General features: G+C 59.8%; 30 protein-coding genes. 10 read left to right on the top strand and 20 right to left on the bottom strand.

What is annotated here, in order from left to right; genetic code table 11:
- Positions 1–156 precede the first annotated feature (156 nt).
- Both AC1DD5_RS08135 and AC1DD5_RS08130 read left to right on the top strand, forming a co-directional pair.
- Complete coding sequence (locus AC1DD5_RS08135; protein ID WP_442005192.1) at positions 157–723, top strand: type 1 glutamine amidotransferase domain-containing protein; 567 nt, start codon at positions 157–159, stop codon at positions 721–723.
- An 818-nt stretch (positions 724–1541) separates the two neighbouring features.
- Positions 1542–1763 (top strand): hypothetical protein, encoded by a 222-nt coding sequence (locus tag AC1DD5_RS08130; protein ID WP_477521113.1) that lies wholly within the window; start codon positions 1542–1544, stop codon positions 1761–1763.
- Positions 1764–1796: 33 nt separating this feature from the next.
- On the opposite strand, the gene AC1DD5_RS08125 is transcribed toward AC1DD5_RS08130, so the two are convergent.
- The 7 genes from AC1DD5_RS08125 to AC1DD5_RS08095 form a co-directional block, all read right to left on the bottom strand.
- The gene (locus AC1DD5_RS08125) at positions 1797–2855 is read right to left on the bottom strand and encodes a galactosyltransferase-related protein (RefSeq protein WP_442005193.1); all 1059 of its coding nucleotides are present in this window, start codon (positions 2853–2855) and stop codon (positions 1797–1799) included.
- Complete coding sequence (locus AC1DD5_RS08120) at positions 2839–4053, bottom strand: MFS transporter (RefSeq protein WP_442018123.1); 1215 nt, start codon at positions 4051–4053, stop codon at positions 2839–2841. Before AC1DD5_RS08120 ends, AC1DD5_RS08125 begins: the two co-directional genes overlap by 17 nt.
- Entirely contained in the window at positions 4046–4537 is a 492-nt protein-coding gene (locus tag AC1DD5_RS08115; protein WP_442005195.1) for an NUDIX hydrolase, read from the bottom strand. The genes AC1DD5_RS08120 and AC1DD5_RS08115 overlap by 8 nt, the downstream gene beginning before the upstream one ends.
- 50 nt (positions 4538–4587) lie before the next feature.
- Entirely contained in the window at positions 4588–4932 is a 345-nt protein-coding gene (locus AC1DD5_RS08110) for an HAD hydrolase family protein (protein ID WP_442005196.1), read from the bottom strand.
- Positions 4933–5308: 376 nt separating this feature from the next.
- Positions 5309–6211, bottom strand: a complete 903-nt coding sequence (locus tag AC1DD5_RS08105) for a phosphotransferase family protein (RefSeq protein WP_477521112.1) — start codon at positions 6209–6211, stop codon at positions 5309–5311.
- Positions 6212–6291: 80 nt separating this feature from the next.
- Complete coding sequence (locus tag AC1DD5_RS08100) at positions 6292–7929, bottom strand: carbamoyltransferase C-terminal domain-containing protein (RefSeq protein ID WP_442005198.1); 1638 nt, start codon at positions 7927–7929, stop codon at positions 6292–6294.
- Positions 7930–7978: 49 nt separating this feature from the next.
- The gene (locus AC1DD5_RS08095) at positions 7979–9028 is read right to left on the bottom strand and encodes a hypothetical protein (protein ID WP_442005199.1); all 1050 of its coding nucleotides are present in this window, start codon (positions 9026–9028) and stop codon (positions 7979–7981) included.
- 736 nt (positions 9029–9764) lie between these two features.
- Here AC1DD5_RS08095 and AC1DD5_RS08090 point away from each other — a divergent pair.
- Both AC1DD5_RS08090 and AC1DD5_RS08085 read left to right on the top strand, forming a co-directional pair.
- A complete protein-coding gene (locus tag AC1DD5_RS08090; protein WP_442005200.1) occupies positions 9765–10073 on the top strand; it encodes a hypothetical protein in 309 nt (102 codons plus the stop codon).
- An 11-nt stretch (positions 10074–10084) separates the two neighbouring features.
- Positions 10085–10636: a dihydrofolate reductase family protein gene (locus AC1DD5_RS08085; protein WP_442005201.1), complete on the top strand. Its 552-nt coding sequence runs from the start codon at positions 10085–10087 to the stop codon at positions 10634–10636.
- A 30-nt stretch (positions 10637–10666) separates the two neighbouring features.
- On the opposite strand, the gene AC1DD5_RS08080 is transcribed toward AC1DD5_RS08085, so the two are convergent.
- A complete protein-coding gene (locus tag AC1DD5_RS08080; RefSeq protein ID WP_477521111.1) occupies positions 10667–11110 on the bottom strand; it encodes a YdeI/OmpD-associated family protein in 444 nt (147 codons plus the stop codon).
- A gap of 95 nt (positions 11111–11205) precedes the next feature.
- Between AC1DD5_RS08080 and AC1DD5_RS08075 the strand changes: the two genes are divergently transcribed.
- A complete protein-coding gene (locus AC1DD5_RS08075) occupies positions 11206–11463 on the top strand; it encodes a DUF2630 family protein (RefSeq protein ID WP_431117397.1) in 258 nt (85 codons plus the stop codon).
- Between the two features lie 33 nt (positions 11464–11496).
- On the opposite strand, the gene AC1DD5_RS08070 is transcribed toward AC1DD5_RS08075, so the two are convergent.
- Both AC1DD5_RS08070 and AC1DD5_RS08065 read right to left on the bottom strand, forming a co-directional pair.
- Positions 11497–12639 carry a glycerate kinase gene (locus tag AC1DD5_RS08070; RefSeq protein WP_431117396.1) on the bottom strand — a complete coding sequence of 381 codons (1143 nt, stop codon included), beginning with the start codon at positions 12637–12639 and terminating at the stop codon, positions 11497–11499.
- A 54-nt stretch (positions 12640–12693) separates the two neighbouring features.
- Entirely contained in the window at positions 12694–13656 is a 963-nt protein-coding gene (locus AC1DD5_RS08065) for a D-2-hydroxyacid dehydrogenase family protein (protein WP_431117395.1), read from the bottom strand.
- Between the two features lie 207 nt (positions 13657–13863).
- Here AC1DD5_RS08065 and AC1DD5_RS08060 point away from each other — a divergent pair, with 207 nt between their 5' ends.
- Complete coding sequence (locus AC1DD5_RS08060; protein ID WP_477521137.1) at positions 13864–15693, top strand: glycoside hydrolase family 2 protein; 1830 nt, start codon at positions 13864–13866, stop codon at positions 15691–15693.
- Between the two features lie 58 nt (positions 15694–15751).
- Here AC1DD5_RS08060 and AC1DD5_RS08055 read toward each other — a convergent pair whose 3' ends face one another.
- The 6 genes from AC1DD5_RS08055 to AC1DD5_RS08030 form a co-directional block, all read right to left on the bottom strand.
- Positions 15752–16213 (bottom strand): hypothetical protein, encoded by a 462-nt coding sequence (locus AC1DD5_RS08055; protein WP_477521110.1) that lies wholly within the window; start codon positions 16211–16213, stop codon positions 15752–15754.
- On the bottom strand, positions 16108–16803 hold the full coding sequence (locus tag AC1DD5_RS08050; protein ID WP_477521109.1) for a baeRF2 domain-containing protein: 696 nt from the start codon (positions 16801–16803) through the stop codon (positions 16108–16110). Before AC1DD5_RS08050 ends, AC1DD5_RS08055 begins: the two co-directional genes overlap by 106 nt.
- Before the next feature lie 79 nt (positions 16804–16882).
- Positions 16883–17101 (bottom strand): hypothetical protein, encoded by a 219-nt coding sequence (locus AC1DD5_RS08045; protein WP_477521108.1) that lies wholly within the window; start codon positions 17099–17101, stop codon positions 16883–16885.
- A gap of 44 nt (positions 17102–17145) precedes the next feature.
- Positions 17146–17424, bottom strand: coding sequence for a hypothetical protein (locus AC1DD5_RS08040; RefSeq protein WP_442005208.1), 279 nt, complete (start codon positions 17422–17424; stop codon positions 17146–17148).
- A gap of 144 nt (positions 17425–17568) precedes the next feature.
- The gene (locus tag AC1DD5_RS08035; RefSeq protein WP_477521107.1) at positions 17569–18366 is read right to left on the bottom strand and encodes a glycerophosphodiester phosphodiesterase family protein; all 798 of its coding nucleotides are present in this window, start codon (positions 18364–18366) and stop codon (positions 17569–17571) included.
- Between the two features lie 13 nt (positions 18367–18379).
- Positions 18380–18649, bottom strand: coding sequence for a hypothetical protein (locus AC1DD5_RS08030; RefSeq protein ID WP_431117393.1), 270 nt, complete (start codon positions 18647–18649; stop codon positions 18380–18382).
- A gap of 135 nt (positions 18650–18784) precedes the next feature.
- On the opposite strand from AC1DD5_RS08030, the gene AC1DD5_RS08025 reads away from it, so the two are divergent.
- Positions 18785–19645, top strand: a complete 861-nt coding sequence (locus AC1DD5_RS08025; RefSeq protein WP_477521106.1) for an NAD-dependent epimerase/dehydratase family protein — start codon at positions 18785–18787, stop codon at positions 19643–19645.
- A 29-nt stretch (positions 19646–19674) separates the two neighbouring features.
- Complete coding sequence (locus AC1DD5_RS08020; protein ID WP_477521105.1) at positions 19675–20565, top strand: methyltransferase family protein; 891 nt, start codon at positions 19675–19677, stop codon at positions 20563–20565.
- On the opposite strand, the gene AC1DD5_RS08015 is transcribed toward AC1DD5_RS08020, so the two are convergent.
- From AC1DD5_RS08015 to AC1DD5_RS08000, 4 genes are read right to left on the bottom strand one after another with little or no spacing between them, the layout of a single operon-like run.
- Positions 20562–21371, bottom strand: coding sequence for an HAD family hydrolase (locus tag AC1DD5_RS08015; protein WP_431120083.1), 810 nt, complete (start codon positions 21369–21371; stop codon positions 20562–20564). The genes AC1DD5_RS08020 and AC1DD5_RS08015 overlap by 4 nt on opposite strands.
- A 41-nt stretch (positions 21372–21412) precedes the next feature.
- The gene (locus tag AC1DD5_RS08010; RefSeq protein WP_477521104.1) at positions 21413–21940 is read right to left on the bottom strand and encodes a YbhB/YbcL family Raf kinase inhibitor-like protein; all 528 of its coding nucleotides are present in this window, start codon (positions 21938–21940) and stop codon (positions 21413–21415) included.
- A 39-nt stretch (positions 21941–21979) separates the two neighbouring features.
- On the bottom strand, positions 21980–22921 hold the full coding sequence (locus AC1DD5_RS08005; protein WP_477521103.1) for a carbohydrate kinase family protein: 942 nt from the start codon (positions 22919–22921) through the stop codon (positions 21980–21982).
- A gap of 41 nt (positions 22922–22962) precedes the next feature.
- Entirely contained in the window at positions 22963–23784 is an 822-nt protein-coding gene (locus AC1DD5_RS08000) for an alpha/beta hydrolase (protein ID WP_477521102.1), read from the bottom strand.
- Between the two features lie 108 nt (positions 23785–23892).
- On the opposite strand from AC1DD5_RS08000, the gene AC1DD5_RS07995 reads away from it, so the two are divergent.
- Together AC1DD5_RS07995 and AC1DD5_RS07990 are read left to right on the top strand one after the other, a co-directional pair.
- Positions 23893–24999, top strand: coding sequence for a GTP pyrophosphokinase (locus AC1DD5_RS07995; RefSeq protein ID WP_216924310.1), 1107 nt, complete (start codon positions 23893–23895; stop codon positions 24997–24999).
- A 7-nt stretch (positions 25000–25006) separates the two neighbouring features.
- On the top strand, positions 25007–26503 hold the full coding sequence (locus tag AC1DD5_RS07990; protein ID WP_477521101.1) for a SulP family inorganic anion transporter: 1497 nt from the start codon (positions 25007–25009) through the stop codon (positions 26501–26503).
- The last annotated feature ends 70 nt before the right edge of the window (positions 26504–26573 follow it).

The raw sequence follows: 26573 nt of genomic DNA, 5'->3' as shown, positions 1-26573 counted from the left end.
GGAGACCGGCGGTGCGCACCCGGAATCGACGGCAAATGAATACTCAGCTTGCTTACTAAAATGACCTTCCCTAGGCTTGAACAAGTCAGACAAACAACTCTCACGGCGGCGGCCCACGCTCAAGAAGCAATCCACCGCGCAAATGGAGGAGGAACAATGTCAGAACACAGCATCACAGGCAAGAAGGTCGCATTCCTTCTGACGGACGGCGTGGAGCAGGTCGAACTCACCAGCCCCTGGCAGGCCGTGAAGGACGCCGGAGGCCAGCCCACGCTCGTAGCCCTCTCCAAGGGAAAGCTCCAGGGATTCAACGGCGTCGAAAAGGGTGACACCTTCGACGTCGACCTCGCGGTAGCCGACGCGAACGCATCCGACTTTGACGCACTGGTACTCCCCGGTGGCGTCGTGAACGCCGACCATTTACGGGTCGACAAGGACGCCCAGAACTTCACGCGGGCCTTCTTCGAGCAACACAAGCCGGTGGCCTCGATCTGCCACGGACCGTGGATCCTCATCGACGCGGGCGTCATCAAGGGCCGCAACGTCACGTCATACCATACGCTCCAGACCGACCTCCGGAACGCGGGCGCCAACTGGACCGACGAGGAAGTGGTGGTGGACCAAGGCCTCGTCACCAGCCGGAATCCGGACGACCTCCCGGCGTTCAACGCGAAGGTTGTTGAAGAGATCTCGGAAGGCCAGCACGCAGGCCAGACCGCCTAGCGTTCAGCCCCGGAACAAACGGCGAGTGCCGCCGTCGTACTTTTCACAGGAAGTACGACGGCGGCACTTGCGTTTCGCGAGTCGGCGTGGCTTGGCGTCACTGCCCTCCCCGAATGCCTACTGCCTGCGCACAGCAGCGGCTGGCATGGGTTCTTGCGGGCGTGCGGGAACAGTAAACAAGGGCATCAGCCACTGAATCAACGGCCCGATCAGCAGGATCGCTGCAAACAGTATCGATCAGCTGAGGGATACTGGCATGCTGCTGATGCCGCTAGTTCCGCACCGGACAATCGTCCAGAAGATGAGGCTTACTCAGGAATGGTACGGGGAGTACCGAAAGGGCTCGCCTGTCGTTGACGCCTACAAGGAACTAGCAGAGAAGATCATCCGATGACAGAGACTATGAAAGACAGGCCGGTCCTTCCAGCCCGTCGCGGCCCCAAACCGGCGCCGGACGAGCGCCTGGATCCCGTAGACATCGTCGCGCCCGCACTAAGACTCAACCCGCTGCCGCGCCCGCCCTCCAACAGACTCCCGCTGCTGCGACGACAAAGAAGCGGGAGGCCACCATCGCAATCGGCCCTCGAATCTCCATATCGGTTATGGAACTGCTGGACCAAGCTATTGCTGAACATGGGATCTCGCAGCGGAAAGCTATTGAGGATGCCATCGTTGCCCGCTGGGGGCCGAAAAGCTGACGGACAGCCGCGCGCTGCTGGCCTGGCAAATTGGAGATCGTGCAGCAGGAGCGGGCCGGGGTCTTGGTAGTAATGGAACAGGATTGAACGCTAAGCCTCGTGGTTCGGTAGTGTGAGGGCGTGGCGGTGGAATTCCTCAGTGATGATCAGACCGCTGTTTTTGGGCGGTTTAGGGGTGAGCTGGCGCGGGCGGATCTGGCGCGGTTCTTCCATCTCGACGCTGCACGCCGCAGCGCTTACACCTGGATCGACGGGTGGTACAACGGCCGAAGTCGCCACTCCAGCATCGGCTGTCTCAGCCCGTTAGAGTACGAACGCCGCCAATTCACACTGGCAGCCTAACCAACTAACCACCTGTCCGGGCTCGGGGCAGCCTCAGGCGAGTGACTCTGTGTACGGATTCATGTCGGGACGCTGATGAGCCAAGTGAAACAAATCACCCCTGAGTCGACCAACACGTCTCGCCGCATTCAGCCTCATGTGAAAGTCCCGATCTTCCCCTCCCCAACCAATAAACGATTCATCAAAGCCGCCAATGGCTCGGAAGTCTCTAACGTTGGTAGCGACGCAAAGACCTCGAGGATCGGCTAGTGCATAGCCGGAAAGCTCGATGGCGGCGTCAGGTGTGTCATGATTGCGCAGATCATCGGAGGACTTGCTGTCGAGAAAAAGCCCCCTGTTTCCCGGCACGAAGTTCCTCCCCTTCTCTTGCCGAGCGTGGACGATTAGCTCAATAAAGTTGTCAGGCAGATAGAGGTCGCCGTCGAGAATCAGAATATCCTCGTCACCGTTGGATGATGCAACACCCCGATTTACGAGCATCGATTTGTTGAACGGACCCGAATGTTGAACGTATACATATTCATCGACCAGGCATGAAAGCAAGTACTCGTGACGCTCAGAGATGTCGCCTTCCACGACCACGATTCGAATTTGTTTCCGTAGGGTTTGTTGATTCAGACGTTCGACGAGTGTGATCAGATTCTGAAACCGAGATTGCCGCGTTGAATCGTCTCGAAATGGCACTACGACGCGAATCTGAGGTCCTGAGACTACCCTGTCTTTGGTCGCCGTCTGGATCGAAAAGGTAAAGGGACTAGTGAAGTAGATGAGCCTTGCGCCTTCACGCACGCGCTCAGCAAGTTCCCGAGTTTTACCGTTCCCATTCGCTTTGCTCAGCTCGAGCGACATGACAGCGGTTCTGTACAGGGCTCGCGATTGAGGGGCGTCCAGATTTTGCAGGGTTGACCAAGAAGGGTCGCCAGGCAGTACCTCGGACACCGCAATACGAGCAGCTTCGTAAAGCAGCTCTGCCTGTTTCCAGCGCGGAAGACTTTGGGCAGGCGCGTTGATGTCAACGGCCGTTATTGCGGCTGCGGCTATCAACTCACAGTCATCTTGTCTAGCGGTCTCATCCTCATCGAAGCTTTGCATGCCATTCCTTCAGTTGGGGGATCAATTGGACGAAGCCACCAGCTCCGACTAGCAGAATCAGGGCAACCCACATAAAGAGCGGCTTCTCGACGCCTACTCCTACTAGTAGCGGCGCAGCGGCATATGACAGGGTCCAGGAGAGTTGAAAGAGGGCCATGAAAGGTATTTCGCGGCCGGTGGGCGATGCCAGTACAGCTGCTTGCGACGCGGCTGGTTTTGAGAGAATTTCCGCCAGTGCTATACCGACCACTGCGATGAGAGCCGCCGATCCCGTCACTGAAAAATTGTGGCTACGAGACGACAGCATCACGGAGCAGAGGATGAGAGAGGCAAGGACTAGGACGTACGTCGTTCCCATGACGGTTGAATCTGACCAGCTATTGGTCGCTTTTCTGATAGGGATTTGCAAGAGAGCGATCACGCCATAACGCACGGCGAGCACAACTGTGGCCCAGAAAACGGGTAATCCGAGGCCGGCCACGAGCAGGAGCGGAAAGACTACCGGCGTCACCGCCCAAGCAACTGATAAGAGTGTCTGCCCTGTCAGGAGACGCATAAATGAACGGTTTGCCAAAGGTTCAAGTACATCCTTGAAAGAAGTTTTCTCGGATGGAGCCCACTTCTCGGATCTCAGCCATGCGACAGCCAGCATAGAGAGCGTCTTGCTTGCGGTATTGGCTACCACTGCCCAAGTCAGTGCGCGCGTTGAACCGCTGGCCAAAAGCACAGTCGCAGCGATGGAACCGACTGCCACGGCGCCTGTACGAACAGCATTCGCCGTCGCCAGCCAGCTCCCAACCCTGTCGCGGCCGAACATCGAGGCAACAAGCGCCGGCCACGCGGCGCCATATACCTTGTCACCGAACATTCCGACAAAACTCGCTACCGCTGCCAAGGGGGACGAATACGCAACCAGATAGAGGCCAGCTCCTACTGCAGAAAGTAAATTGCTGGTCTGTAGCCCGCGACGCGGCCCGAGTCGACCCACCAGCTGGCCCGCGCTCGGAATCGTACAGATGGCCACGAGCGCCCCGACGGTTACTGCGGCACCTGCGTCGACCGAGTCGAGTCCATTACGTCGAATGAGCACTAGGAGAGAGATCGGGAGGAAGAACCCAACTCCTACGGCATCAACCATGACCGCGCCGAAGAGAAGAGAGTTGTTTCTCTGGGCGGTAGGGGCTCTGTCGCTAAACACCGAGAAGGCCCTTCGCCGTAGCGCTCTGCCAAGCTATGAGAAGAGACGGATCAACAAGCTCGCCCGCCGCGATCATTTCCCTGACATGGGACTTCTTAACGCGCCGACCTGCTACTCGTTCCCAAGGGTCGTCTAGAGCAGCCAGGCCTTCCTCGGCGACTTTGGCGAGAAACAAATAAACCGGCCAAGCTGACCGTCCAGGATTTGGGAAGAAGTGTTGAAGGGCCACTATGGAATCAATGCTTAGTCCGAGCTCTTCCTGCACTTCACGGCGCGCGGCAATCTCAGGAAGTTCTCCTTCCTCGCCGGCACCTCCCGGTAAGTCAAAAATCCAGGCGTTTAGAGGGAAGCGGTACTGGCGGGTCAAAAGTATTTCATCGTCTTGCTCGATCAGCACGGCCACGGCAAAGGGCATGCTCTCGTCAACTTCGTAATGGCCCAACTCGCCGCTGGGCAGGCGAACGAGGTAGTCGGTCAACTTCACGCGACCTGCGTACGCCCTGGTCGCCTCCAGCCGGTCCCAGTGAGCTTCATTCATAGGTCTTCTTCTTTCATCAGGGCGTCGACGCGGAGGAACGTTTCTTGGGGGGTCTCGACCGACACAACATGCGCTGCGGAGTTGCGGATGGGCTCGTCGTTACCTCCAGGCCCGAAGTCATCACCCATATAGGTCAGGTCTTCAAGGGCAATGCCCCATCTCGTCGCCAGCCATTCCAACGCTCGCAATTTATTCCAATTGTCGGCTACGACAGAGACCGACCGCTGTCCCGCCCGGTAGACGTTAACTCCAAGGTTGGCCCGGCCTGCAAGAAGAAAATATGCGTCGCGTGCTTGGCCCTCGCGCGATTGTTGCGCCGCGGTCTCGGATGTGAAGGACACGAGAAGCTGACTTCCGGACATCGAGAGCATTGGGTTTGGAAGGCCGAGCTCGCGGGCAACCGAGTTAGCGAGGGCCGTTAGGGAATCAACGGAGCTAGCAGATGGTCCGGGGGGCTCGGGCGAGGGCTGCCCCTCCGGAATCCGAGAAGTTCCCCCGTCAGGCAAAAGAATCAGATTATCGGAACATGCAAACGTCCATAAAACCGACGGGATGCGTTTCCGAAGGTCTTTCGCGGGCGCGCTCGTGATGATGCCCATGCACGTTCTTCCGACGGAAAGAATCAGGCCAAGCCGATCGGAGATGTCCTTCCCAATTGGAGCTTTCGGGTACGCCAAAGTGCCGTCAAAATCGAAGACAAGCGACCGATTCCGAACATCAGGTGGCATGAGCAGCAATCCTCTTGGAGATTGATAGGTAGGGGCCCAGCACAGCTATCGCGTGGTCAAATCCGTCTTGGCGAGTCGTGGTGAGATGGTTTGCAATATTGCCTAGGACACGAAAGCCCCGGTAAACGTCGAACCGCGCCCGCCAATGCGCGTCGTTTCGAAGCCATGCTTGGAGCGCGATGGATTTTAAGGCGGCCGTCAAAACTTCGCCCTCCCTAAAGGGATGGCGCATGGGCGTGGCAAATCCAGAGTCCGCCAGAGCTGGCCAAATCGACTCTGCAAAGACACAGAAAGATGCCAGATCCATGATTGGATCCCATAAAGGGACCCCTTGATACCAGACCCCACGCACGTCTAGAAACGTCGTTTCTGGCCCATGGAGAATGACGTTTGAGGGCACAAAATCACCGTGAACGGCTATTGAAAGTCTGGCCCGTTGATCCACATTTTGGCTGTCGATGGCACGCGAGACCCAGTTCGAGGAGTCCGCTACGACCTGATCGAGCAGCGAAACGAGAGATCGCGTCGACGGTTTCAAGGATAGGTGTGTCTTGGCGATGGCTCGCTTAAACCGGCCCCGCCGCTCCAGTGCTTCTGCGCGAAGGAAGTTGATCCTATGCTCGGCCTCCTGGTGCCACGGCTTCCGTAGCGTGAGAGCAAGATCGAATAATGCGTCAACAGCATTGGCAATGGCGTCGTCCGCATGACTGGATTTATCGAGGTACGAGGACAACGTTTCGCCGCGCACAAAAGTCATGTCAAAGCCAGTGTCGAAGGTCCGAATGACCTCTGGGTACATGCGCAGATTGTGGGTGTCATGAATGTAGTGCAGGTGTCTCGCCTGTTCCAGCAAAGGGGAGGCGTCCGCCCCTTCTTCTGCGGTTTTACGCACGATGAGATTTCGCGCGTCAACACCCGCCAGAATTTCTACTTTTCGCCCTGCGTCCGTAGGGATCACACGAGACGCGACATTCATCTGACAGCGGGGGGAAAGTGCGATGGAACGCGGGTTACGAACTGGCCTTCCAGCCAGAGGCCGTCGAGAGGCATTTCATGGAGGGCACGGAGCGCCTGGAGAGGAGTCTCGACAATGGGCTCACCACGCCTGTTGAACGACGTGTTTACCAGGATCGGCACCCCTGTGATGGCAAAGAACTCGCGAAGCGTTCTTGTAAGAAAGCTGTCTCCTTCTGAGGGCACCGTTTGAACTCGCGAGCCGCCGTCAATATGAACTACAGCAGGAGCTGATGCCTTGCAGAGTTCAGTTGCCTGCGCGACTTTCAGCATGAAAGGGTCCGCTGCACTCGACGGCTCGAAGTAGTCGCTAAATTCACTATCCAGGATGAGAGGAGCTATGGGGCGGAAAGGCTCCCGATATTTGATTTGACGGTTAATTCGCTCCCTGACCATGCTTTTGCGCGGGTCGGCCAGAATTGAGCGGCCGCCAAGGGCGCGAGGTCCGAATTCGGATGAACCCTCGAATACAGCAATGATTTCTCCATCTGCCAAACGGGCAGCCAGTTGTTCAGGACTCATCAGGCTCGGCTCAACAAGAAGATCCGGGTAGAACATTCGTACTTCTGCGCGGGCCGCATCTGCAGCGTACGTTTTGGACGGCCGAGCGACCCGATCATCGACTGCTTTACCTCGGAAGGTGACCTGAACTTCGGCATCACGTTCCTTTGCGAAGAGATAAAGGGCGCCAAATGAAAGACCGGCATCGCCGGAGTGAGGTGGGATAAGCACTCTCCTCCCGTCGGCTGCTGCCCGTGCGGCAAGAACTCCGTTGGCAACCGTGTTGAGCCCACAACCGCCCGCAATTGCTAGCGTTCCAGTGGGGGCCTCGTCGCGAAGGAGCTCGTACCCGCGCAGCAGCACCCTCTCGAGAATCGTCTGAACCGTCGCTGCCAGATCCGCATGAGTGGCGAAAGTGTCACCATCGCGGTCTTTAATTGCTTGAAGCTCTTCTAGGAAGCCATCGAAGGGGCTGAATTGGAAGAGCGAGTCCAGCGAGTCTCCAATCCGGGCATGCTTAGCAAATTCATCCAAGTACTGAGGACTACCCCAGCCTGCTAGCCCCATCGTTTTGCCTGACTCGAGGCCGGCGAACCCAACAGCTGCATTGACGATCTCGTAAATCTGTCCTACCGAATTGGTGTAGCCCATTGGAAACATTGTGTGTTCGACAAATCCTTCGCCGTACGTCCCACCAACACGGGTGAAATCGCCTAGCGAGGACACTGCATAGAACGTGAACGTCTCACGCTTGGCGCGCATATCCGGGCCCGGATGTTCGGCGACCGACCCAAGCCCGTCATAGACGATGACGCCTCCTTCTTCTCCTGGCGAAGTCAGGAGCCACGCGGATGCCGCGTGAGAAAGGTGGTGAGGGTAGAGGGTTAACTGGTCCGCCGCGAACATTGAGCGGACCCGATGCGGGAGCAAATCGCTTGAGACAACTGAATGAATATCGTCTAGTCCGATTCCGGCGTAATCCAAGCAATACTGAATGGCTCCCCGGATAGGGTTTTGGAAGCCGTTACCGAGGCCGTACTTAACCCGAGAGATGCGTTCCTCTTCGATAGCAACAATGATGTCGTTGCCGTGCATGAGGGCAGCTGAGTAGTCGTGCGAAGATCCACCAAGGCCAAGAATCCAGTCAGCCATTTACGTGTGCCTCCGTCTTGTTCGTTGTCTTTTGCGTTGCGGATTGGTAGCCCTCGATGCTCGAGCGGAGCGCGTCGAGTATTTCGATATCAACGGACGGCTGTCCCATCTCGGCGCGTCTTCGGTCGACCTCGTTTCGAATCCGCTTCCCAGTTTCCGAACTGAATATGTAGTGTCCGGACAAGATGGCGAGCGTTTCGGGATCGTATGTCTTGCCTGCCACGATCCAGGACTTCCATCTGCCTGATTCCACTGCAGCACTGACGAAAGCCTCACGGAGATCACGGGCATCTAGGTCCCGCATGGCTTGGAGAAGGACACGTGTCTCGATGACCCCGAACTCAGGCGCAACGTTAATGGCATCTACGCCGGCCGTCATGAGCTGAGTGACCTCGGCGGGGTCTAAATAGTCAACGTTGTGAGCCTTCAGCTGGACAGAGGCGTCATGGCAGAGCGCTGAAAGGACACTGATTCCGTCGAGGACCCTGTTCCGGTCACCCCGCACCAGGGCGCCGGTATTCTTGTCCTCGACCACCTTCGTGCCCGTCTGGGCAACGACAAAGACAGGCATCGGCAATTCTGCTGCGGAAAGACCATCAAGGGCTCGGTTCAGTTCCACTTGAAATTGCCGGGGATCGTTCATCTCCTCGCCTTGAACCTCAAAGCCAATTTCGAAGGAAATGTCTCGACCCTTGAGGCGGGCATGCTCCCAGGCCCCTCTGTAGAGCAGAGTTAGTCGATCGAGGGCGCTCTCGATATCGACTGAACCGCTCGACGCCTTGGACGTGTCGATATGCAGAAGGTTGAAGCCCGCGTCGATATCGCTCCGGAAAGAGGCGAGTGCATTCTCGAGCTCCACCACTGGATCAGCAGACCATTGAAGTGGTTGCTGCCAAGGTCCTCCGTGGTCGCGGCAGATTGCAATGAGGCCGGAGGGGTCATTTGCCGAAAGAGAAGAGGCGAACTCGGCCGAGGTCCAATTTTCCACATACCCGCCGCCTGCCTCTTTATGGTCAATCTGGCGCCGACTTGCAATCGCCATGATTGGTGCCTGTTGCCGATAGGCAACATCAGTCATGGCTTGAACGGTAAGCCGCGACATTGGACCTACCCCAAGGCGTGGCAACTGGGAATTAAATGGATTATTCAACGGGTCCCCATAACTTATCCGTATGTTTACTCGATGCGTCTGGCTCGGAAAATTATTCCCGAAGGGTCAAGCCAGACCGTCGTCCATGCGAACGGTCTTAATGACACCAATCATTCTTGTTCCGTTTACCGAAATTTACTCTAACACGTCGTTGAGGGGTCGCTGCAGAAAACGGAAATTACAATGGAATAATGCCGACTGTAAGCCTGATCAGAAGTCATAATAAAGAAATAGGAGGATTTGGCGTCATGATCGCCGGGATACCATCACTGTATTTTGGGGGCACTGCATGTAAGGGTAATCCAGCGACCGGTCATACCCAGGATGCCGACCTGGTTTCGGCTGTAGAGCGCTTCAACCTCGACGTCCGTGACGTAGCTGAGCGTTCGGCCGGTTAGCTGACCAGTCCCATCAGCTTCTTCGGCCGATGCGGGTCAACGTGACGCCGGCAAGTGCTTATGACGCTGACCCTGAAGCGCAGCGCAGAACATCGACGCCTGCGTTAACAGTGGCCTGGCTGGCGGCCACCGCCGATGCAAGCCGTGCCGCCGTAATGTTGCGCAGGTCACACCGTGCACATACGCTGGGGACGCTGCAGCGTGGCAGCAATCTGATGAAAGGCAGAACATTGACCAGCGAGAACCTCTCCGTCGTTGTTCGAGGCGACGTTGACGTCGAACAGATCCAGATTGCCGCAACCGGTCACGTCACTACTTCGAGCGTGCAGGGCCTCTACCCCGTGGTGCAGCGAACCAAGAGCCTTGGCGGCGGCCTGAACGTCGAGATGGACCTTTCCGAAGCCACCGTTGACACGGACGCGCTCGGCGAGCTTCAGGTCTACGCGGAACTCTTCGAAGTTCCCGTCCGCTTGAACACTGAGTCGAGCAACGTCACTGAACTGCCGTCCCGTCGTCGCCTGGCAACGGCGGCAGCCTAAAAGGAGAACCGATGCGCAAGGTAACCGCCGGCCTGTTCCACTCCGTGGATGGCGTAGTTCAGGACCCGTTCAAGTTCCAGTTCGACAGCTTCGACGACGAACTGGGCAAGGGACTGACCAAGATGATCAACACTGTGGACACGGTGGTTCTAGGCCGAATCAGCTACCAGGAGTGGGCCGGATATTGGCCGAATGCTTCGCAAGACGAAGATTTTGCCGCCTTCATCAACCCCGTGGAGAAGTTCGTGGCATCTCGCACGCTGTCCGAGCCCCTCGAATGGGAGAACTCGCACCTCATCGATGGGCCGCTGGAGCAGTTCGTCACTGACCTGAAAGGGCGTGACGGTGGAGAGATCGCAGTCTGCGGCAGCATCTCCGTAGTGCGACAACTGCTGTTCGCGGGCGTCCTGGATGAGCTGACCCTCATGACCCACCCCGTGGTTGCCGGCAGTGGACGGCGACTCTTTGAGGACGGCGACCCATTGAGCCGCCTCGTTCTGGAGGATCAGTACGCCACGAGCAAAGGCAACGTTGTGAGCACTTACAGCCGACGCCAGGACTGAAACGCCCCGCGCGGCGGCCCGGCCTAAACCCTACTTCTTCCCCGCCTTCAAATCAGCGACAGCCTTCGCGATCCGCCGAGCCCGGGTCTCCTCCGTTTTGGCGTCCCCAATCGGTTCCACGTATCGGCGCTGGGCACTGTAATTCAACGTCCCGTAGAAGGCTTTCGCCTCGGGCTCCGCCTCAAGGGCCGCAGCGAGGCCGTCCGGAACCTCGATTACACGCGGTTGGGTGTCCACTTCCAGATTCACGTCCACGGTGTCGCCTGCGGACGCCCCAGTCAGGTCCCTGTTCGCAGAGCTGACACCCACCATGTATTTCCCACCCATCACCGCAATGCTGCTGCGATAGCTCTGGCCGTTGATGGTCACAACTACCGGGGGCCGTTTGCCGGCATCGAGCGCACTAACAATATCCTCAGGAACTTCAATGCCAGCCTTGTTGCCATCGCCGACGATGGTCGTGGTGAATTTCATGTCCCAAGTATGCCGTCGGCCACCCGTAGACGCACCCCGCCAGCCGGACTACGTTCTGTATAAGCAACTACCAAGTGAACCAAGGAGAGTGAACCATGGACGAGCAGGATCTTCTGGAACGGATTCAGTCACTCGTGGAAGAGGAACACCGGCTGCGTGATGCAGCGGTGGGCGGCGGAATTGAGGACGATGTGGACGGCGACAGCAGCCGCGCCCGCTTGGCGCAGCTCGAGGCTCAACTCGACCAGTGCTGGGACTTGCTCCGCCAAAGGCGGGCCAAGAAGAAGGCTGGTGAGAATCCCGACGATGCCGAACCCCGCCCGATCAGCGAAGTCGAAGGCTACAGGCAGTAGTCCGGCCCAGGGACGAACCCAGCGACGAAGAAGCTACGCCCCCTCAAGCACCTGGCTGGTAGCCCACGCAACGTACTTGGCTGCATTGGCAACGGCGTCGGCGACGTCCGGAACACCGTCCTTGCGCTGAGCGACGTCCAACAACTGGGCCGCTGCCACGATCCCGTGTTTGGCGAGATCCTCGGGTGTGACCGTGATTCGGCCTGCCACAGCCACCACGGGAATGCCGTGCACGCTTGCGGCGTCGGCCAAGGCGATGGGCGCCTTACCCGTGAGTGACTGCTCATCCATGGAACCCTCGCCCGTAATCACGAGGTCCGCCTCGCTGAGGTGCGAAGCCAAGCCGGTCAGCCCGGCGACCAGCGCGAAGCCGCCTTCGAGCGCGGAGTCGGTAAAGGCAAGGAACGACGCCGGGAACCCGCCTGCCGCTCCGGCTCCCGGAACGTTGACGTCTCTGCCCGTGGCTTCCCGAAGGAGCGAAGCCCAGTTACGAAGACCGGCGTCGATCCTTTCAACGGCATCTTCATCGGCTCCCTTCTGGGGGCCAAAAACATGAGCGGCACCGTCCGCACCGAACAGCGGGTTTTGGACGTCGACGGCGATCCGGAACTTGGCTTGCGAAAGCCGCGGATCCAGCCCGGAAACATCCAGGGCAACGACGTCCGCAAGGAAACCTCCGCCGAGGGGCACTACATTTCCGGCAGCGTCCACGGGCTTGAGCCCCAGCGCACGCAACGCGCCACTTCCGGCGTCGGACATTGCTGAACCACCGAGTCCCAGCACAATCTCGGTGGCACCGGCGTCGAGCGCCGCCGCAATGAGCTGTCCGCAGCCGTAGCTGTGGGCGCGCAACGAATTCTCGGGGGTGGGTTCCATGAAGGCCAAACCGGAAGCCTGGGCGGTTTCGATGACGGCCGTGGCTCCGCCGAAGGAATCTTTGCGGATGGCCCAGGAAGCTCCCACCGGCTTGAGAATTGGACCCACAACGGCGTGGTTCCGCTCTTCGTAACCAGCGGCGATGGCGGCGTCGAGTGTGCCTTCGCCACCGTCAGCTACGGGAAATTGGGTGGTTACAGCGTCCGGATAGACGCGCAGTGCGCCCTCGGCCATGGCTGATGCGGCTTCCGCGGCGGTCAGGGATCCCTTGAATTTGTCCGGGGCGATGAGGATACGCATGGGTCCATCTTGCCAGCTTTGCCCGGAAAGCGATTGCCGGTTACGAAGATTGCGTCACTCGTTCAGCGGACGAACGGGGGCACCCTCGAGCCACCCCTTGACGTCCTCGAATGCACCGCCGTAAAACTGCCGGTAGCTCTCATGCGTCACGTAACCGATGTGCGGCGAGAGCACGGTTCGCGAGGAATGAAGCAAAGCATGTCCAGCGGGCAGGGGCTCCTCGTCAAAGACGTCCATGGCAGCGCCACGAATCCAGCCTTCCTCCAGCGCACGAATCAGCGCTGCCTCGTCCACCAGTGGCCCGCGCGCAGTGTTGACGAGCACGCCCTCGGGACCCAGGAGCCTCAATTCTTCCGCTCCTACGATGCCCTCGGTCCGCTCGGACAGCCGCAGGTGCAACGTCACCACATCGGACTCCCGGAACAGTTCCTCTTTGCTCACCTTTCGAACGCCCGCGGCCTCGGCCGTCTCCGCCGTGAGATTCTGGCTCCACGCCAAAACGTCCATGCCAAAGGCTTTCGCGTAGCCCGCAATGCGCTTCCCAATCTTGCCGAGGCCGACGATTCCCAGCGTCTTGCCTTCGAGTTCAAACCCGACGGCGGTCTGCCAGTCGCCTGCCCGCAGCGAGTTTTCCTCCACAACCAGGTTGCGGGCAAAAGCGAGCAGCAGCGCCCACGTCATTTCCGGTGCCGCTGCCGGTGACCCACCGGTTCCGCACACCAGGATGCCACGCTCCGATGCTGCCTCAAGGTCGATCGCGGCATTGGCCATGCCCGTGGTCACGAGCAGTTTCAGGTTGGTCAATGACTCAAGCACGCGACGAGGGAAGCGCGTCCGTTCGCGCATCGCCACAATGATGTCGAACGGCGCCAAAGCTGCCACGGCCTGCTCTTCGGAAACGAAAGGTGCGCTGAAAACGCTGACCTTCACGCCGTCGTCGAGCAGTGAATCCCAAGGGGCGTAGTCACTGGCGACCTGCTGATAGTCATCAATGATGGCCAAGCGGAAACTCGTCACGTCATTCTCCTCGCGCGGCAGCTAGTGGTAGAAACACCATCTCACGTCACGATTCCTATTTGGCGGCCACAGACAATGCGACGAGCGACAAGTTGGCGCCGTACAGAGAGTACGCCGGCGGGTGGGTGCACATTTTCCAGTAATGCGTTTGACTGGAAAATGAACCCTTCCCCTTCCGAAGGAGATGCGTTGACAGAGCCAAATACGATGCCGGCCCTTCCCAAGCCCGAGCATCCCCGCCCCCAACTTGTCCGCGACAACTGGATGAACCTCAACGGAATCTGGGGTTTTGAGATCGACGCCGGCGACTCGGGTTTGGAGCGCGGACTCGCCAGACGCGAGCTCACCAGTGAGATTCTGGTGCCGTTTGCCCCGGAATCGGTCCTTTCCGGAATTGAGCACGTGGATTTCATGGAAGCTGTTTGGTACCGACGTACAGTGACCATTCCCCAAGAGTGGACCGGGCAGAACGTCCTCCTGCACTTCGGCGCCGTGGATCACGACGCGACCGTGTGGGTCAACGGCCTTGAAGTTGCCCGCCACAGGGGTGGTTTCACCCCCTTCACGGCCGATCTCGGTGGAGTGGCCGAGCCCGGCACGGAAGCGGTGATCGTTGTCCGGGCCCGCGATTCGAGGCACGAAATGCAGGCACGAGGCAAGCAGGCAACCTGGTACAACAACACTCATTGCCAGTACACCCGCACCACTGGAATCTGGCAGACGGTCTGGATGGAGGCTGTCCCCGAGGTCCATATCAAACGCCTCCGAATGACTCCCAACCTGGCCGACTCAAGCATCACGATTGAGGTTCCGATCAGCCAGAACCGCGCGGGGCACACGGTGACCGCTGTCCTCAGCGATAAGGACGATGTAACCGCGGAAGCCACGGCGAAGGCTGACTTGGATCTCACGCCAACATTGCGGCTGAACATTCCCGCCGAATCCCTGCGCCCTTGGTGCATTGAGGATCCGTTCCTTTACAACCTTGAGGTGGCAGTTCGGGACGCTGCCGGCATCGTCGTTGACCGCGTCAGCAGCTACGCAGCCGTTCGTTCAGTTGCCCTTGACGGCAAAGTGGTTCGTCTCAACGGCAAGTCCGTGTTCCAAAGATTGGTGCTGGACCAGGGATATTGGCCGGACTCGCTGATGACCTCGCCGGATGACGCTGCGCTGGTCAAGGACATCGAGTTGTCCATGGCGGCAGGATTCAACGGTGCACGACTCCACCAAAAGGTGTTCGAAGAGCGTTTTCTCTACCACGCAGACCGACTCGGCTATCTGGTCTGGGGCGAGTTCGGCGACTGGGGCGTCTCCGGAGGAGGAACCATTGGCCACAACCAGAAGCCGACAGCGAGTTTCGTAGCCCAATGGCTTGAGGTGATTCAGCGCGACTTCAACCATCCCTCGATCATCGGATGGTGCCCGCTCAACGAAACGCACCAGGTCCTGCACGATCGACTAACGGTACTGGATGATGTCACCGAGGCCATGTTCCTTGCCACGAAATTGGCCGACCCCACGCGGCCGGTCATCGACGCATCCGGATACTCCCACCGCATCCGCGAAACCGACATTTACGACTCCCATTCCTACGAGCAGAATCCGGAGAAGTTCCGGATCGAGCAGCAGGGCCTTTCGGACGGGAAGCCCTTTGTAAACCGGAATCCACAGGGTGAGGAATACTCCGTGGCTTACGCTGGCCAGCCGTATTTCGTGTCCGAATTCGGCGGCATTTGGTGGAACGAATCGGAGGCGCGCCAAGCGGCGGCAGAAGCGGGCCTCGGAACTGATGTATCGACGTCGTGGGGTTACGGCCAGCGTGTCAGCAGCGAGGAGGAGTTCTACGCCCGTTTCGACGGACTATGTAGCGTACTCCTGGATAACCCGGACATGTTCGGTTACTGCTATACGCAACTGACGGACGTCTTCCAGGAAAAGAATGGCATCTTCACTTTCGAACGCAGAAGCAAGTTCGATCTCGAGCGGATCCGAGCCAGCCAGGTACGTAAGGCTGCCATCGAAGCCCACAACGAATAAAGGCAATCGCCCAAAGGAAAGGCCAGGGCGCGGCGCCCTGGCCTTTCTGTTGGAATGGTCATGCGCCTCCCGGCCGTTCCGGTCCAGTAGGCCACCGCAGCAGGGCGGCCACCTGGACGCCATCAGGCAACGCCGCGGAGGGGACAAGTTGAACGCGGGCATCCGTTAGCGCCGCAGCATGCACCATGGCCGCCGGAGCAGGGACTTTCCCTAGAACTTCAGCTCCCAACGCTTCTTCCTCAGAGCTGGCGATCCACGGCTCAGCACCCAACGCAAGCAGGGTGTGTTCGGAGAGCGCTTGATCATCGAGGATCAGGACATCCACTTGGGCTTGCTGAAGGGCGTGAACCACAGCTCCGTTTCCTGTAGCCGACTCGGGGTTCGCCTGCCCTTCCTGCTCGGCCAAGCGCTCCATCAGCTGCTGCTGTTCTTCTGCCCACTGCTGGGCGACCAAGGAGTTAACCTCGTCGTCGAACTTTTGACGATCGGAACCAGGGGCCAGAGTATGGGCGTCAACCATTCGCAGGATGGCCTTGCTCGCCTCGGACAATTGATCGGCCACGAGTTGCCGCGCAGGATGTCCCCGGCAAGGACCAAGAGGCGAGCCTGCTTTTCCCTCACTACCTTGTCAATTTCATTCACCACCTGATCGGCATTACGCCGCCAAATCTCCTCAGTGTGGTGCTGATACCGGCCCTGAGACCACCCGCCACTTGGAACCTTTTTGAGATTCTCGTCCGAGCCCTGGACATGCTGGCGCTCCTCAGCTTTCTGCCTGCCGGCCCGATGTAATCGGATTTCGCCTTCTTCGCGGCTGACTTCTGCCACAACGTAAGGGAATTCGTCCGGCTGGTGCTTCATCAAAGGCAGCAGATCGGGAATGGAGTCCATGGAAATTCTTTCGGACCCAGACAGTGGCCCGGGCAACAGCTCGTTAACCATCACCTGCCCATCCCGCACCAACACAAAACGGCTCACCGGCGCTGGTAGGCCCATGGCCGGTTGGATGGCCGATTCCATTGCCGCCAGATCTTCCTTGGACGCCCCCTGCCCCGCCAACGCATCCCGAACATTGTCGGGTTGGACGTCCCCGGCTTCCAGGCTGTCCACAGTTCCGGTACTCGCCTCGAGGTACGCCAAGCACCATGGTCCAGGCTGCCGGTAAAGATCCGCGTACTTTTTCAGCGCTTCACTCACTTGACTCTCCCTCCTCCGCTGCGGCGTCGGCAGGGGTATTCGGGTTCAAGGCCTCACGGACTTCCGGCGCATCCGTTTCATCAGGGAAGGGCTCGGTCTCCCGCCCTTCCTCTACGTGGGCTGGTTTGTTGCCCCTGATCATTCCCTCGGTTTCGTGCTGCATCTGATCATCCAGATGCGATCCGTGCTTTGAGTTTCCTCGCTCAGCCACGGTAATCATCCTTCCGATGTACTCGACTTACGTTTTCGTCGCGCCTAACGGCTCACCAACTTGAAAAAGGTGCTGTCTTCGCCGCTGGCCTTTTTTGCTTGGTAGAGGAAAGCAAGCTTGCTCTCCTCGAACTTGTCGAACCATTCATCCCAACTGATGTGCTCCAGGGAATCTTCTCCAGCTCCGCCAGGAAAATCGATGCGCAGGATACCCACGTCGTTCTTGTCCCCGGTCTTTTTGACGCTGGCCGGTTTACCGTCGTTGCTTTCAACCCACTTGCGGATCTCGTCGTGATCCGTGGTGGTGTGAGATTCAGAGGCCATGTCAGATTTCCTTTCCTTCCCGATGCCGGCACCTGGTTGGCGTGCCATGTGCCAACGAGGAGTATGGACAATTCGACCCTAGTCCCGGTCTACCCAAAATAGAAAGGGTACTGAGTATGTTCCCATCGAGATGGCATTGAACCTTTAAACCCACTGCCCCCGGCGCACCAAAACGTCCTTCAGCAGGTCCAGCCGGTCGGACACGATACCGTCCACACCCAGATCCAAGAGACGCCCCATTTCAGCGGGATCGTTGATGGTCCAGACGTGAACCTGGATGCCCAAGCGGTGGGCGCGACGAACAAAACCTGGAGTCACCACGCGGAATCGCCCATAGTGGACCGGCACTTGGAAAGCATCGACGCCGGTGAGCACCTTGCGGGCCAAACCCGCCGGCAGCACGGGTCCAAGAAGTACGAAAAGCGCGGTCAGGGTGCTGCCAGCGGAAGAAGCCGTCCGCTGGCTGAGGAGTTTCAAGACTGCACGACGACGCCGGTCGGAGAAACTCGTAACCAGCACCCGGCCATGGATGCCATGCTTCTCGATAGCCTCGGCCATCGGTTTAACGGAATTCCAGTCCTTCACGTCCAGATTCAGGCGGGCATCGGGGAAGGCTGCCACCAGCTCGTCGAAAGTCGGCACGGGTTCCACTCCGCCAATGCGGGCCCGCGCCACCTGGGCTGCCGTGAGCTCGTCGATCCGGCCAGACGAATCTGTGACCCGGTCCAAGGAAGAATCGTGGAAAACGAGGAGGACGCCATCGGACGTGGTGTGCACGTCAGTTTCAAGGTGCAGGGTGCCCAAGTCAACGGCGGCACGAAAAGCAGCCATGGAGTTCTCCAAGCCATTCATGGAGAATCCGCGGTGAGCGAAGGCCAGGGGGCCCACAGTGCCGTCCTTGCGGAGGAAATATGGCAGCGTCACATCCGAAGCGTAGCCCATTGCGCATAGGCGTTTACGACTCCTCGGTGACCTTCCCCTTCTCCAGGGGGACCACCGCCACGCCATCGCTGATGTGCACCAGCGTGCGGCCCCGACCGCCGTCGAGCTCCACCCAAACTGCCGTTGCATCACCGGTAACGGCGTCCACTATCCCAGCCGATTCGTACCCCGGCGTCAGGGTCAGGCTCACGCGGTCACCCTGGCGAAGCGACCTCCAGTGGTGATCCGGTTCGATCCGGTGCAATGGTGCGGTGTTGAAGTCGTTGATCCTACGCTTGGCCATGATGATTCCCCTATATCCAACAAGCTAAACGGGTCTGTGGCTGAAAGCCTACGGGCGCAAGTTGAACGCGGGTTGTATGGAGACTGGGAAGTTGGTGACAGCTTGGCGGAGCGTCAGGGCTGCCAAACTGGTTGCATGACTGTATTGATTGCCGGGTGCGGCGACCTTGGAACGGAAGCCGGCCTGCGTTTCGCAGAGCTGGGCCATGAGGTGATTGGGCTCCGCCGTTCTCCGGAAAAGCTCCCCGCGGGGATCCGGGGCATGCGCGCGGACCTCTCACGTGACGTCCCGGTCATCCCAGCAGATGTGAACATCGTTGTGGTCGCCGTCGCCGCCGATTCTTCCACCGAGGAGGCATACCGGGCAGCGTACATAGACGGACTCCGAAATACTCTGGACGCCTTGGATCGCGATTCTATTGAACCGGAACGCATACTGTTCGTCTCCTCCACAGCCGTATATAAGGACTCCGACGGAGCGGTGGTGGACGAAACCACACCCACCGAGCCCACGCGCTTCAGTGGCAAAGTGCTGGTGGAGGCTGAAAATATGCTGCTTGCCCGCACCCGGGGAACGGGAACTCAACCCATCATCCTTCGGCTCGGCGGCATTTACGGTCCGGGCCGAACGCGACTGATCGACCAAGTCCAGGCAGGGCAAGCCGTGATTCCAGCACGACCCCGGCACTCCAACCGTGTTCACAGGGACGACGCCGCGGCCATGATCGTCCACCTCAGCACCATGGATCAGGACCCCGATCCGGTCTACGTAGGCGTAGACGACCATGCGGCCGAGATGGGTGACGTCATGCGGTTTCTTGCTTTGGAAATGGGAAACCCTGAACCCCCGACGGCGTTGGAAGACGCCCACGCCGGCCCCGGAGACAAACGCTGCTCCAATCAGAGGCTGCGCGGCACTGGCTTCGAGTTCGTCTTCCCCACATACATGGAGGGCTACCGCGCAGTGCTGGCAGGTCGCGGCGTCCGTCATCCGTGAAACCTCAAGGAACAAAATCGGGCTTTCAGATGCTGTGCCGAGCCTATTTTGCCGTGCAGGCAGCCGCCGGTCTTTCTTGGTGGATAGCCGTCTTCCTGTCACCCGTGGTGCGGCAAGCCACCCTCGGTAGCCTCGATCCCGTCGCCGTTGCGATCTTTGACATTCCCCTTTTCGTCATCGCCTCCGCCCTTGCGGCAATCGGCGTGAAGGCCGCCGCCTTTGTCGCCACTGCTTGGACGGGAATCGTCGCCACTGCCCTCGGGGTCTACGCCACGCTGACAACTGAGGCAGGGTTGGGCGTTTTGATCATGATTGCGGCTGCCGCTTGTTCCCTGGCCGCCCTCAGCATCGTCGTCCTGGGCGGGATTCCCACGGCCTGGATTACTAGGGGCCCCTTCGCTTTCCGTTCAGCCGCTGGCCGTCGCACGGCAACAAACGTGAGCGCAACCATCGGCCAAATGATCCTTTTCTGGGGATTTTTCCTGGCTGTGATCCCCTTGGCCCTGACGTTCCTTGAACAGCGATGGGAAGTGTCCCTGCCATTTCCGTCGATGGCCGCCCCTGCCGGAGCGCTGCTTCTAACGCTCGCAAGTGCGCTGGGCGTGGCCTCCGCCGTGACCATGTCTTGGCTCGGAGCTGGCACCCCGTTGCCCTCAGCCATGCCCAACCGCTTGGTCATCGCCGGACCGTATCGCTGGCTTCGTAATCCCATGGCTGTTGCGGGCATTACCCAAGGTGCCGCAGTCGGCCTCATTCTCGGGTCCTGGCTTGTTATCGCCTACGCGGTTCTTGGCTCCCTGCTTTGGAACTATGCCGTCCGGCCGCTGGAGGAAGCCGATCTCGAAGAGCGGTTTGGTGCAGAATTCATCAGATACCGTGCGTCGGTGCGGTGCTGGATCCCTCGTGTGGGACGTGGCTAGACCGTTTGCTCCGTCAGTTTCGCCTCGAGGATCTGGGCCACACCGTCGTCGTCGAAGTGTGGCGCCTGCTGCCCCGCGGCGAGGATCGCTTCCGGGTGGCCGCTGGCCATCGCGTAGCCGTGACCTGCCCAGCGGAGCATCTCGATGTCGTTGGGCATGTCCCCGAAGGCCACGACATCCGCGGCCTCGATTCCCAACGACTCGGCGTACTTCGCGAGGGTGACGGCCTTGTTGATGCCGGGCACGGACATCTCAAGCATTGCGGTGCGCGGTGCCGAGTGCGTGGTGCTGACCAGATGGGCGACGGCCGGCTGAACTTCGGCAAGGAATTCGTCCGGGGTGCCTTTACGGGTTATCGCCAGGAACTTCACGACGGCGTCATCCGCCGTTAGCGTCTGGTCCAGCGGTGCGGGGGTGAACTCCGCGAGCAGCTCGCTGGTTTCGTTCTCGAGGAAGCCTGGCTCAAGTTGGAAACCAGTCAACGTTTCCACGGCGAACAAAGCATCCGGCCGCAGGGACTTGATGATGCGTCGCGCCTCAAAAATGGATGTGATATCCAATGTGCAAGAAGAAATGGGCTTCTCAGTTTCGAGATCCCACACCACCGCGCCGTTGGAGCAAATCACGATACCGCTGTGTCCGAGTTGTTCCTGCAGCGGATACAACCACCGCGGCGGCCGGCCCGTCACGAACACAAGCTCCACCCCAGCGTCCCGGCATGCTTTGAATGCCTTGACGGTCCGATCACTGATCTTGCCGTCATGACCGAGGATGGTGCCGTCAATATCACTTGCTACGAGGCGCATCATGTCAGTCTACGTGGCTGTTGAGAACCCAAATGCCGCAGCTAACGCTCGAACATACCCGTGATGGTTCCGCGCGCCAACGTATGCGCAGGAAGGGCTGAAGCAAGTATGCGCGCCTCGGAATCCTTTTCGATGCCCAGGTCCTCCACGTCCAGCGCGTGTACGGCCACTATGTACCGATGCGGTCCGTGCCCTCTGGGAGGTGCCGCCCCAACATAGCCGCTGCGGCCGCCGTCGTTCATTAACTGGAACGCGCCAGCGGGCAACACGTGGCCGTCCCGGCCGCCGGCACCAGCGGGAAGGCTTGATACCTCAGGAGGAATATTAAGTACCGCCCAATGCCAGTAGCCCCCACGGCCGGGAGCATCGGGATCCCACATAGTGACCGCGAAACTCCTGGTTCCGTCCGGAGCACCACTCCAGCTCAGCTGGGGAGAAATGTCTTGGCCGCCCGCACCCAGAATCCCGCTCCGCTGATCGGGGCCGAGAGTATCGCCGTCGGTGAATGACTCGCTCGCAACCTGTAACTCCGGCGCGGGCGTCGCGGCGTAAGGATCGTGGTCCTTCATGGCGCACCTCCTCTTGTCCGGACTTCGCCGGCAACAGTTTTAGCTAGCAACAGCCTTATGGTTGAGCTCGGCCCGCGTCGGCGGATTGGCGCCAGCCCGCGACACCGTAACTGCGGCAGCACGAGTCGCATGGTCCATGATGGCGGCAAGGGTCTCGGCCGGCATGGCTCTGAGTGCCCCGCGGTTTTGCGCACCGTCCAGCCCGCGGTCCACTATCGCTGACAGCAGCCCCGCCATGAACGAATCGCCGGCACCAACGGTATCCACCACCGTCACGGAAGGCGCCGGGACCTGGGTCTCGCCGATGGCCGTGATTCCCCACGGACCACGCGCGCCCCGCGTCACCACCACCAGCGCGGGTCCTTCCGTACCTCCCAGCGACAACCAGCGGCGTGCCGACTCCAGCGGATCAACGCCCGGATACAGCCATTCGAGATCTTCGTCAGAAGCCTTCACGACGTCGGAGAGCACTACGAAGCGTTCGGCCTGCCTCCGTGCGTAATCGCGATCGGTAATGATGCTGGGGCGGCAGTTGGGGTCGAAGCTGATAGTGCTACCCGGATGGGCATGCTCGACGGCGGCAAGCACGGCCGCGGCACCTGGCTCCAAGGCGGTGGCTATCGAACCCGTATGCAGCAAAGTGGCCCCCTGCAGCATGAGCGGCAACCGCTCCCCGAGGCCCGGCAAATCCCAGGTGAGATCGAAGGTGTAGGTGGCGGCGCCGTCGTCGTCGATCACAGCCGTGGCTACGCTGGTGGGTTTGCCGTCGGGCGGAAGAGGAACCATCACGGAACTGGACCGGAGGTGCGCCGCCACGGAATCGCCGTATGCGTCATGGCCAAACCGCCCGATGAACTGCACGGGGTGGTCCAAACGCGCCAAACCAACGGCGACGTTGAGCGGGCTGCCCCCTACGTGCGCCTCGATTCCGCTGGGGCGCTGCACAACGTCAACCAAGGCCTCGCCAATCACAGTCAGCATGGGACCACTCTGCCAGAGGAAGGGCAGGCGCTACCAGTGATTCAGGAGAGCAGGCGTTGTACCAGTTCGCGGCATTTCTTGTAGGCCACAGCTTTGGGATCTATGAGATCGAAGTGATCCCCAGGGACACGCAGCAATTGCGCTGCGCTGCCGGCCGCCGTTGCCGCCGCGACGTAGGCCTCGGACTGACTGACGGGAACGTCTTCGTCGTCGGTGGCATGGACGGCGAAAACCGGCACATCAAGGGGCAGTGAACTCATGGGATCCGCGTATTTATGCCTTTTGGGGTATCTGGCAGAATCGCCACCCATGAGGTTGCAGACGGCACCGTTACTGAGGTTCAGTTTTTCCGCGGCAGCCAGGTTCAGCAGGCCGGACTGGCTGACGACCCCTGTCAGGTGGACGGCGTTGTCCTCCGATCCACGCACGAGTTGGCGGTCGGCGTCGGGCGTTCCGATGGCCGAGAGGCGCTGCCGTCCGGCGGCCCACACAGCCAGGTGACCGCCAGCCGAGTGGCCCAAGGCCACTACCTTGCCGAGGTGGAGCTCGTGCTTTCCGGCGATTTCAGCGAGATGATCAATGCCGGCCAGGATGTCTTCGAATGTATGGGGCCAACCACCGCCGTTGCCGGCACGTCGGTATTCAAGGTTCCATGCGGTAATTCCATGCGCCGCGAGGTCCCGGGCCAGGGGCTCGCCGAGCTCGGCGCCGTACTGTGAGCGCCAGTAGCCGCCGTGGATCACAACCGCGACACCACCCGCGACGGCTGATGCGCCGCGATGGTTTCCGTTGTTCGGTTCAGGTATGAAGAGTTCGCCCCATTGACTGGGGTGTTCGCCGTAGCTGTACTTGTGCCGCAACATTGCGCCCTCCTTTGTACCGAGCCTATCGTGACGTCCCGCAACTTTGGCTAGGGCACCCCGACGGCGGGTGCCCGCCCCAGTGTCGGACCCGCCCCGTAAGCTGGGGGCATGGCAAGCAATTGGGACAGCCTGGACCAGGACCAGCGCGACGCAGTGGACGCGAACGTGGCGCTCTATGAGCGTGTTCGCCCTGCCCTGAAGCGGGTCACACGGGATGTGCTGCTGACCCTTAGGGACATGCTCAACGATGCCGAGGTCACTCCCCTGTTTGTCACCGGGCGAACCAAAACGGTGGAGTCGTTCCGCGAAAAAATCTCACGCACGGATGATCCTTTGGAGCCGGGCGGCCCGCGGGTCCTTAAATTCCCGGACCCTTTCCGCACCTTGAATGACATGGTGGGCATCCGCGTCATCACCAAACTGCCTGCCGAGAACGCTGCGGTGGCCAACATCATCAAGCGCCAGCGGCAGCTCTTCGATTGCCGTGGAGACCGTGAGAAGGACATCGGTTCCATCGAATCGGGCACGTACGGCTACTCCAGCCGGCACCTCATCCTGCGAACCATCCAGAATGAGGCCGTCAAGGAGTATCAGCACGTCTTCAACCCGGATATGCCTGCCAACGGCAGCTACTTCTTCGAGTGCCAGATCCGCACTGTTTTTGCGCACGCCTGGAGCGAGATCGAGCACGATATCCGGTTCAAGGCGGAGGATCCAAGGGCCTGGACCCCCCATTTCGATCGCCAGTTCACGGCCACTGCGGCCATGTTGGAAACCGTGGAGAGCGCCTTCGCCGACCTCCACGAGCGCTATGAAGAGGTCCGCAGTTATTGGGACCTGCACGGTGAGGGTGCCTCCCCGCTGACTCCCAACCGGGTTCGGGACGTCTGGCGTACGCTCCTGCCCCACGTTGACCGTAAAGTTGATGACGACTGGGGGTGGGCTGCCGAACTTCTGGCCGCCCACGGACTCACCAAAACCGTGGAACTTGCGGGGCTCCTAAGCGCCAACCGGATCACGGAGGTCCGCAAGGCCCTGGATCACCGTTACTCCCCGGGCCCCGACCGCCTCCTGGATGACCTCCTGCTGTGGCAGTACGGAACCGAACATATTGACCTCACCGCTGAGGCGCCCGACGTCGTTCCGCACCCGCGGCGCGATAGCCTCCAGCGGCGTCTGAAGCAGATTGAGCGTTACCGCCAGACTGCACTGTAAGGACGCCATGACTCCCGAGCAACTCATGTCACTGCGGGTGACCTTCCGCTCGCCCCGCCGCCTGCTGACGGAATCCCTGGCTGGACTGGTGGTTGCACTGGCGCTCATTCCGGAGGCCATCGCGTTCTCGATCATCGCGGGCGTTGATCCCAGGGTCGGGTTGTTCGCTTCCTTCACCATGGGCGTGGTGACGGCCCTTGTTGGTGGTCGCCCAGCCATGATCTCTGCAGCGACAGGCGCTGTGGCTCTCGTTATCGCTCCCGTGATGAAGGAGCACGGGCTCGACTACCTGATTGCCACGATCATCCTGGCGGGTGTCTTCCAGATCATCCTGGCTGTCCTCGGCGTCACGCGGCTCATGCGCTTCATTCCGCGGTCCGTGATGATCGGCTTCGTGAACGCACTGGCAATTCTGGTGTTTATCTCGCAGATGCCCGAACTCTTCAATGTCCCGTGGATGGTCTATCCAATTGTTGCCGTGGGACTCGTCATGGTCTTTGGCCTACCCCGCCTGACCACGGCTATTCCTGCGCCTCTCGTGGCGATCGTGGTCATTACTCTGGTTACCGTTCTGGGGCACATCGATGTTCCAACTGTCAGTGACAAGGGCGAGCTCCCCCACAGCCTGCCCGGGTTCTTCCTGCCCAATGTCCCGCTGAACCTGGAGACGTTCCAGATCATTGCGCCCTTCGCATTGTCCATGGCCCTGGTTGGCCTGCTGGAATCACTCCTGACAGCCAAGCTTGTGGACGACATCACGGACACGCGGTCCAACAAGACACGGGTTTCCTGGGGTCAGGGGGTGGCCAACATCGTCACGGGATTCCTTGGTGGACTGGGTGGGTGTGCCGTGATCGGACAGACCATGATCAACGTCAAGGGATCCGGCGCGCGGAGCCGGCTCTCAACGTTTTTGGCCGGCGTCTTCCTGCTGGTCCTGGTGGTTGTCCTGGGTGATGTTGTGGGGATGATTCCCATGGCGGCCCTTGTTGCCGTGATGATCTTCGTTTCCCTGATTACCTTCGAGTGGCATTCTGTTCGGCCATCCACCCTGAAGCGGCTGCCCAAATCAGAGACCGCCGTCATGCTGATCACTGTTGCCGCCGTTGTGGCGACGCACAATCTCGCGGTGGGTGTCGGCGTCGGCGTTTTGACCGCGATGGTCCTGTTTGCGCGCCGCGTGGCTCATTTCGCTACTGTCGAGCGGACCGAACTGGAGCTCAACGGTGAAACAGTGGCCACCTATACGGTGGACGGCGAACTCTTCTTTGCCTCGTCCAATGATCTGTACACCCAGTTCGACTATGCAAAGGATGCCTCGGAAGGCATAGATCGCGTCGTCATCGATCTCCATAACTCGCACCTTTGGGACGCATCCACAATTGCCGTGCTGGATTCCGTCACCGAAAAGTACCGGAACCACGGGCGCGAGGTGGAGTTCATCGGGCTCAACGAGGCAAGCGTTCGGATGCGCGAACGGCTGGCGGGAAAGCTGAACGGCTGATCCATGTTTCGAAACAGCGGTCATCTGACATATATGCCGGATTGGAAGTAACGAACTCTGTCATGCCACG

The organism is Paenarthrobacter sp. 10L420 (genome assembly GCF_056395385.1).
The sequence above is the reverse complement of the archived record's forward strand: the minus strand, read 5'-3'. Positions and strand labels throughout refer to the sequence as shown.

Coding starts and splice junctions, on each gene's coding strand:
- AC1DD5_RS08135 (WP_442005192.1), top strand. CDS start 157: ATGTCAGAACACAGCATCACAGGCAAGAAGGTCGCATTCCTTCTGACG.
- AC1DD5_RS08125 (WP_442005193.1), bottom strand. CDS start 2,855: ATGCAAAGCTTCGATGAGGATGAGACCGCTAGACAAGATGACTGTGAG.
- AC1DD5_RS08100 (WP_442005198.1), bottom strand. CDS start 7,929: ATGCACGGCAACGACATCATTGTTGCTATCGAAGAGGAACGCATCTCT.
- AC1DD5_RS08095 (WP_442005199.1), bottom strand. CDS start 9,028: ATGGCGATTGCAAGTCGGCGCCAGATTGACCATAAAGAGGCAGGCGGC.
- AC1DD5_RS08085 (WP_442005201.1), top strand. CDS start 10,085: ATGCGCAAGGTAACCGCCGGCCTGTTCCACTCCGTGGATGGCGTAGTT.
- AC1DD5_RS08080 (WP_477521111.1), bottom strand. CDS start 11,110: ATGAAATTCACCACGACCATCGTCGGCGATGGCAACAAGGCTGGCATT.
- AC1DD5_RS08075 (WP_431117397.1), top strand. CDS start 11,206: ATGGACGAGCAGGATCTTCTGGAACGGATTCAGTCACTCGTGGAAGAG.
- AC1DD5_RS08070 (WP_431117396.1), bottom strand. CDS start 12,639: ATGCGTATCCTCATCGCCCCGGACAAATTCAAGGGATCCCTGACCGCC.
- AC1DD5_RS08060 (WP_477521137.1), top strand. CDS start 13,864: ATGCCGGCCCTTCCCAAGCCCGAGCATCCCCGCCCCCAACTTGTCCGC.
- AC1DD5_RS08055 (WP_477521110.1), bottom strand. CDS start 16,213: ATGGTTGACGCCCATACTCTGGCCCCTGGTTCCGATCGTCAAAAGTTC.
- AC1DD5_RS08040 (WP_442005208.1), bottom strand. CDS start 17,424: ATGGCCTCTGAATCTCACACCACCACGGATCACGACGAGATCCGCAAG.
- AC1DD5_RS08035 (WP_477521107.1), bottom strand. CDS start 18,366: ATGGGCTACGCTTCGGATGTGACGCTGCCATATTTCCTCCGCAAGGAC.
- AC1DD5_RS08030 (WP_431117393.1), bottom strand. CDS start 18,649: ATGGCCAAGCGTAGGATCAACGACTTCAACACCGCACCATTGCACCGG.
- AC1DD5_RS08025 (WP_477521106.1), top strand. CDS start 18,785: ATGACTGTATTGATTGCCGGGTGCGGCGACCTTGGAACGGAAGCCGGC.
- AC1DD5_RS08020 (WP_477521105.1), top strand. CDS start 19,675: ATGCTGTGCCGAGCCTATTTTGCCGTGCAGGCAGCCGCCGGTCTTTCT.
- AC1DD5_RS08015 (WP_431120083.1), bottom strand. CDS start 21,371: ATGCGCCTCGTAGCAAGTGATATTGACGGCACCATCCTCGGTCATGAC.
- AC1DD5_RS08010 (WP_477521104.1), bottom strand. CDS start 21,940: ATGAAGGACCACGATCCTTACGCCGCGACGCCCGCGCCGGAGTTACAG.
- AC1DD5_RS08005 (WP_477521103.1), bottom strand. CDS start 22,921: ATGCTGACTGTGATTGGCGAGGCCTTGGTTGACGTTGTGCAGCGCCCC.
- AC1DD5_RS08000 (WP_477521102.1), bottom strand. CDS start 23,784: ATGTTGCGGCACAAGTACAGCTACGGCGAACACCCCAGTCAATGGGGC.
- AC1DD5_RS07995 (WP_216924310.1), top strand. CDS start 23,893: ATGGCAAGCAATTGGGACAGCCTGGACCAGGACCAGCGCGACGCAGTG.
- AC1DD5_RS07990 (WP_477521101.1), top strand. CDS start 25,007: ATGACTCCCGAGCAACTCATGTCACTGCGGGTGACCTTCCGCTCGCCC.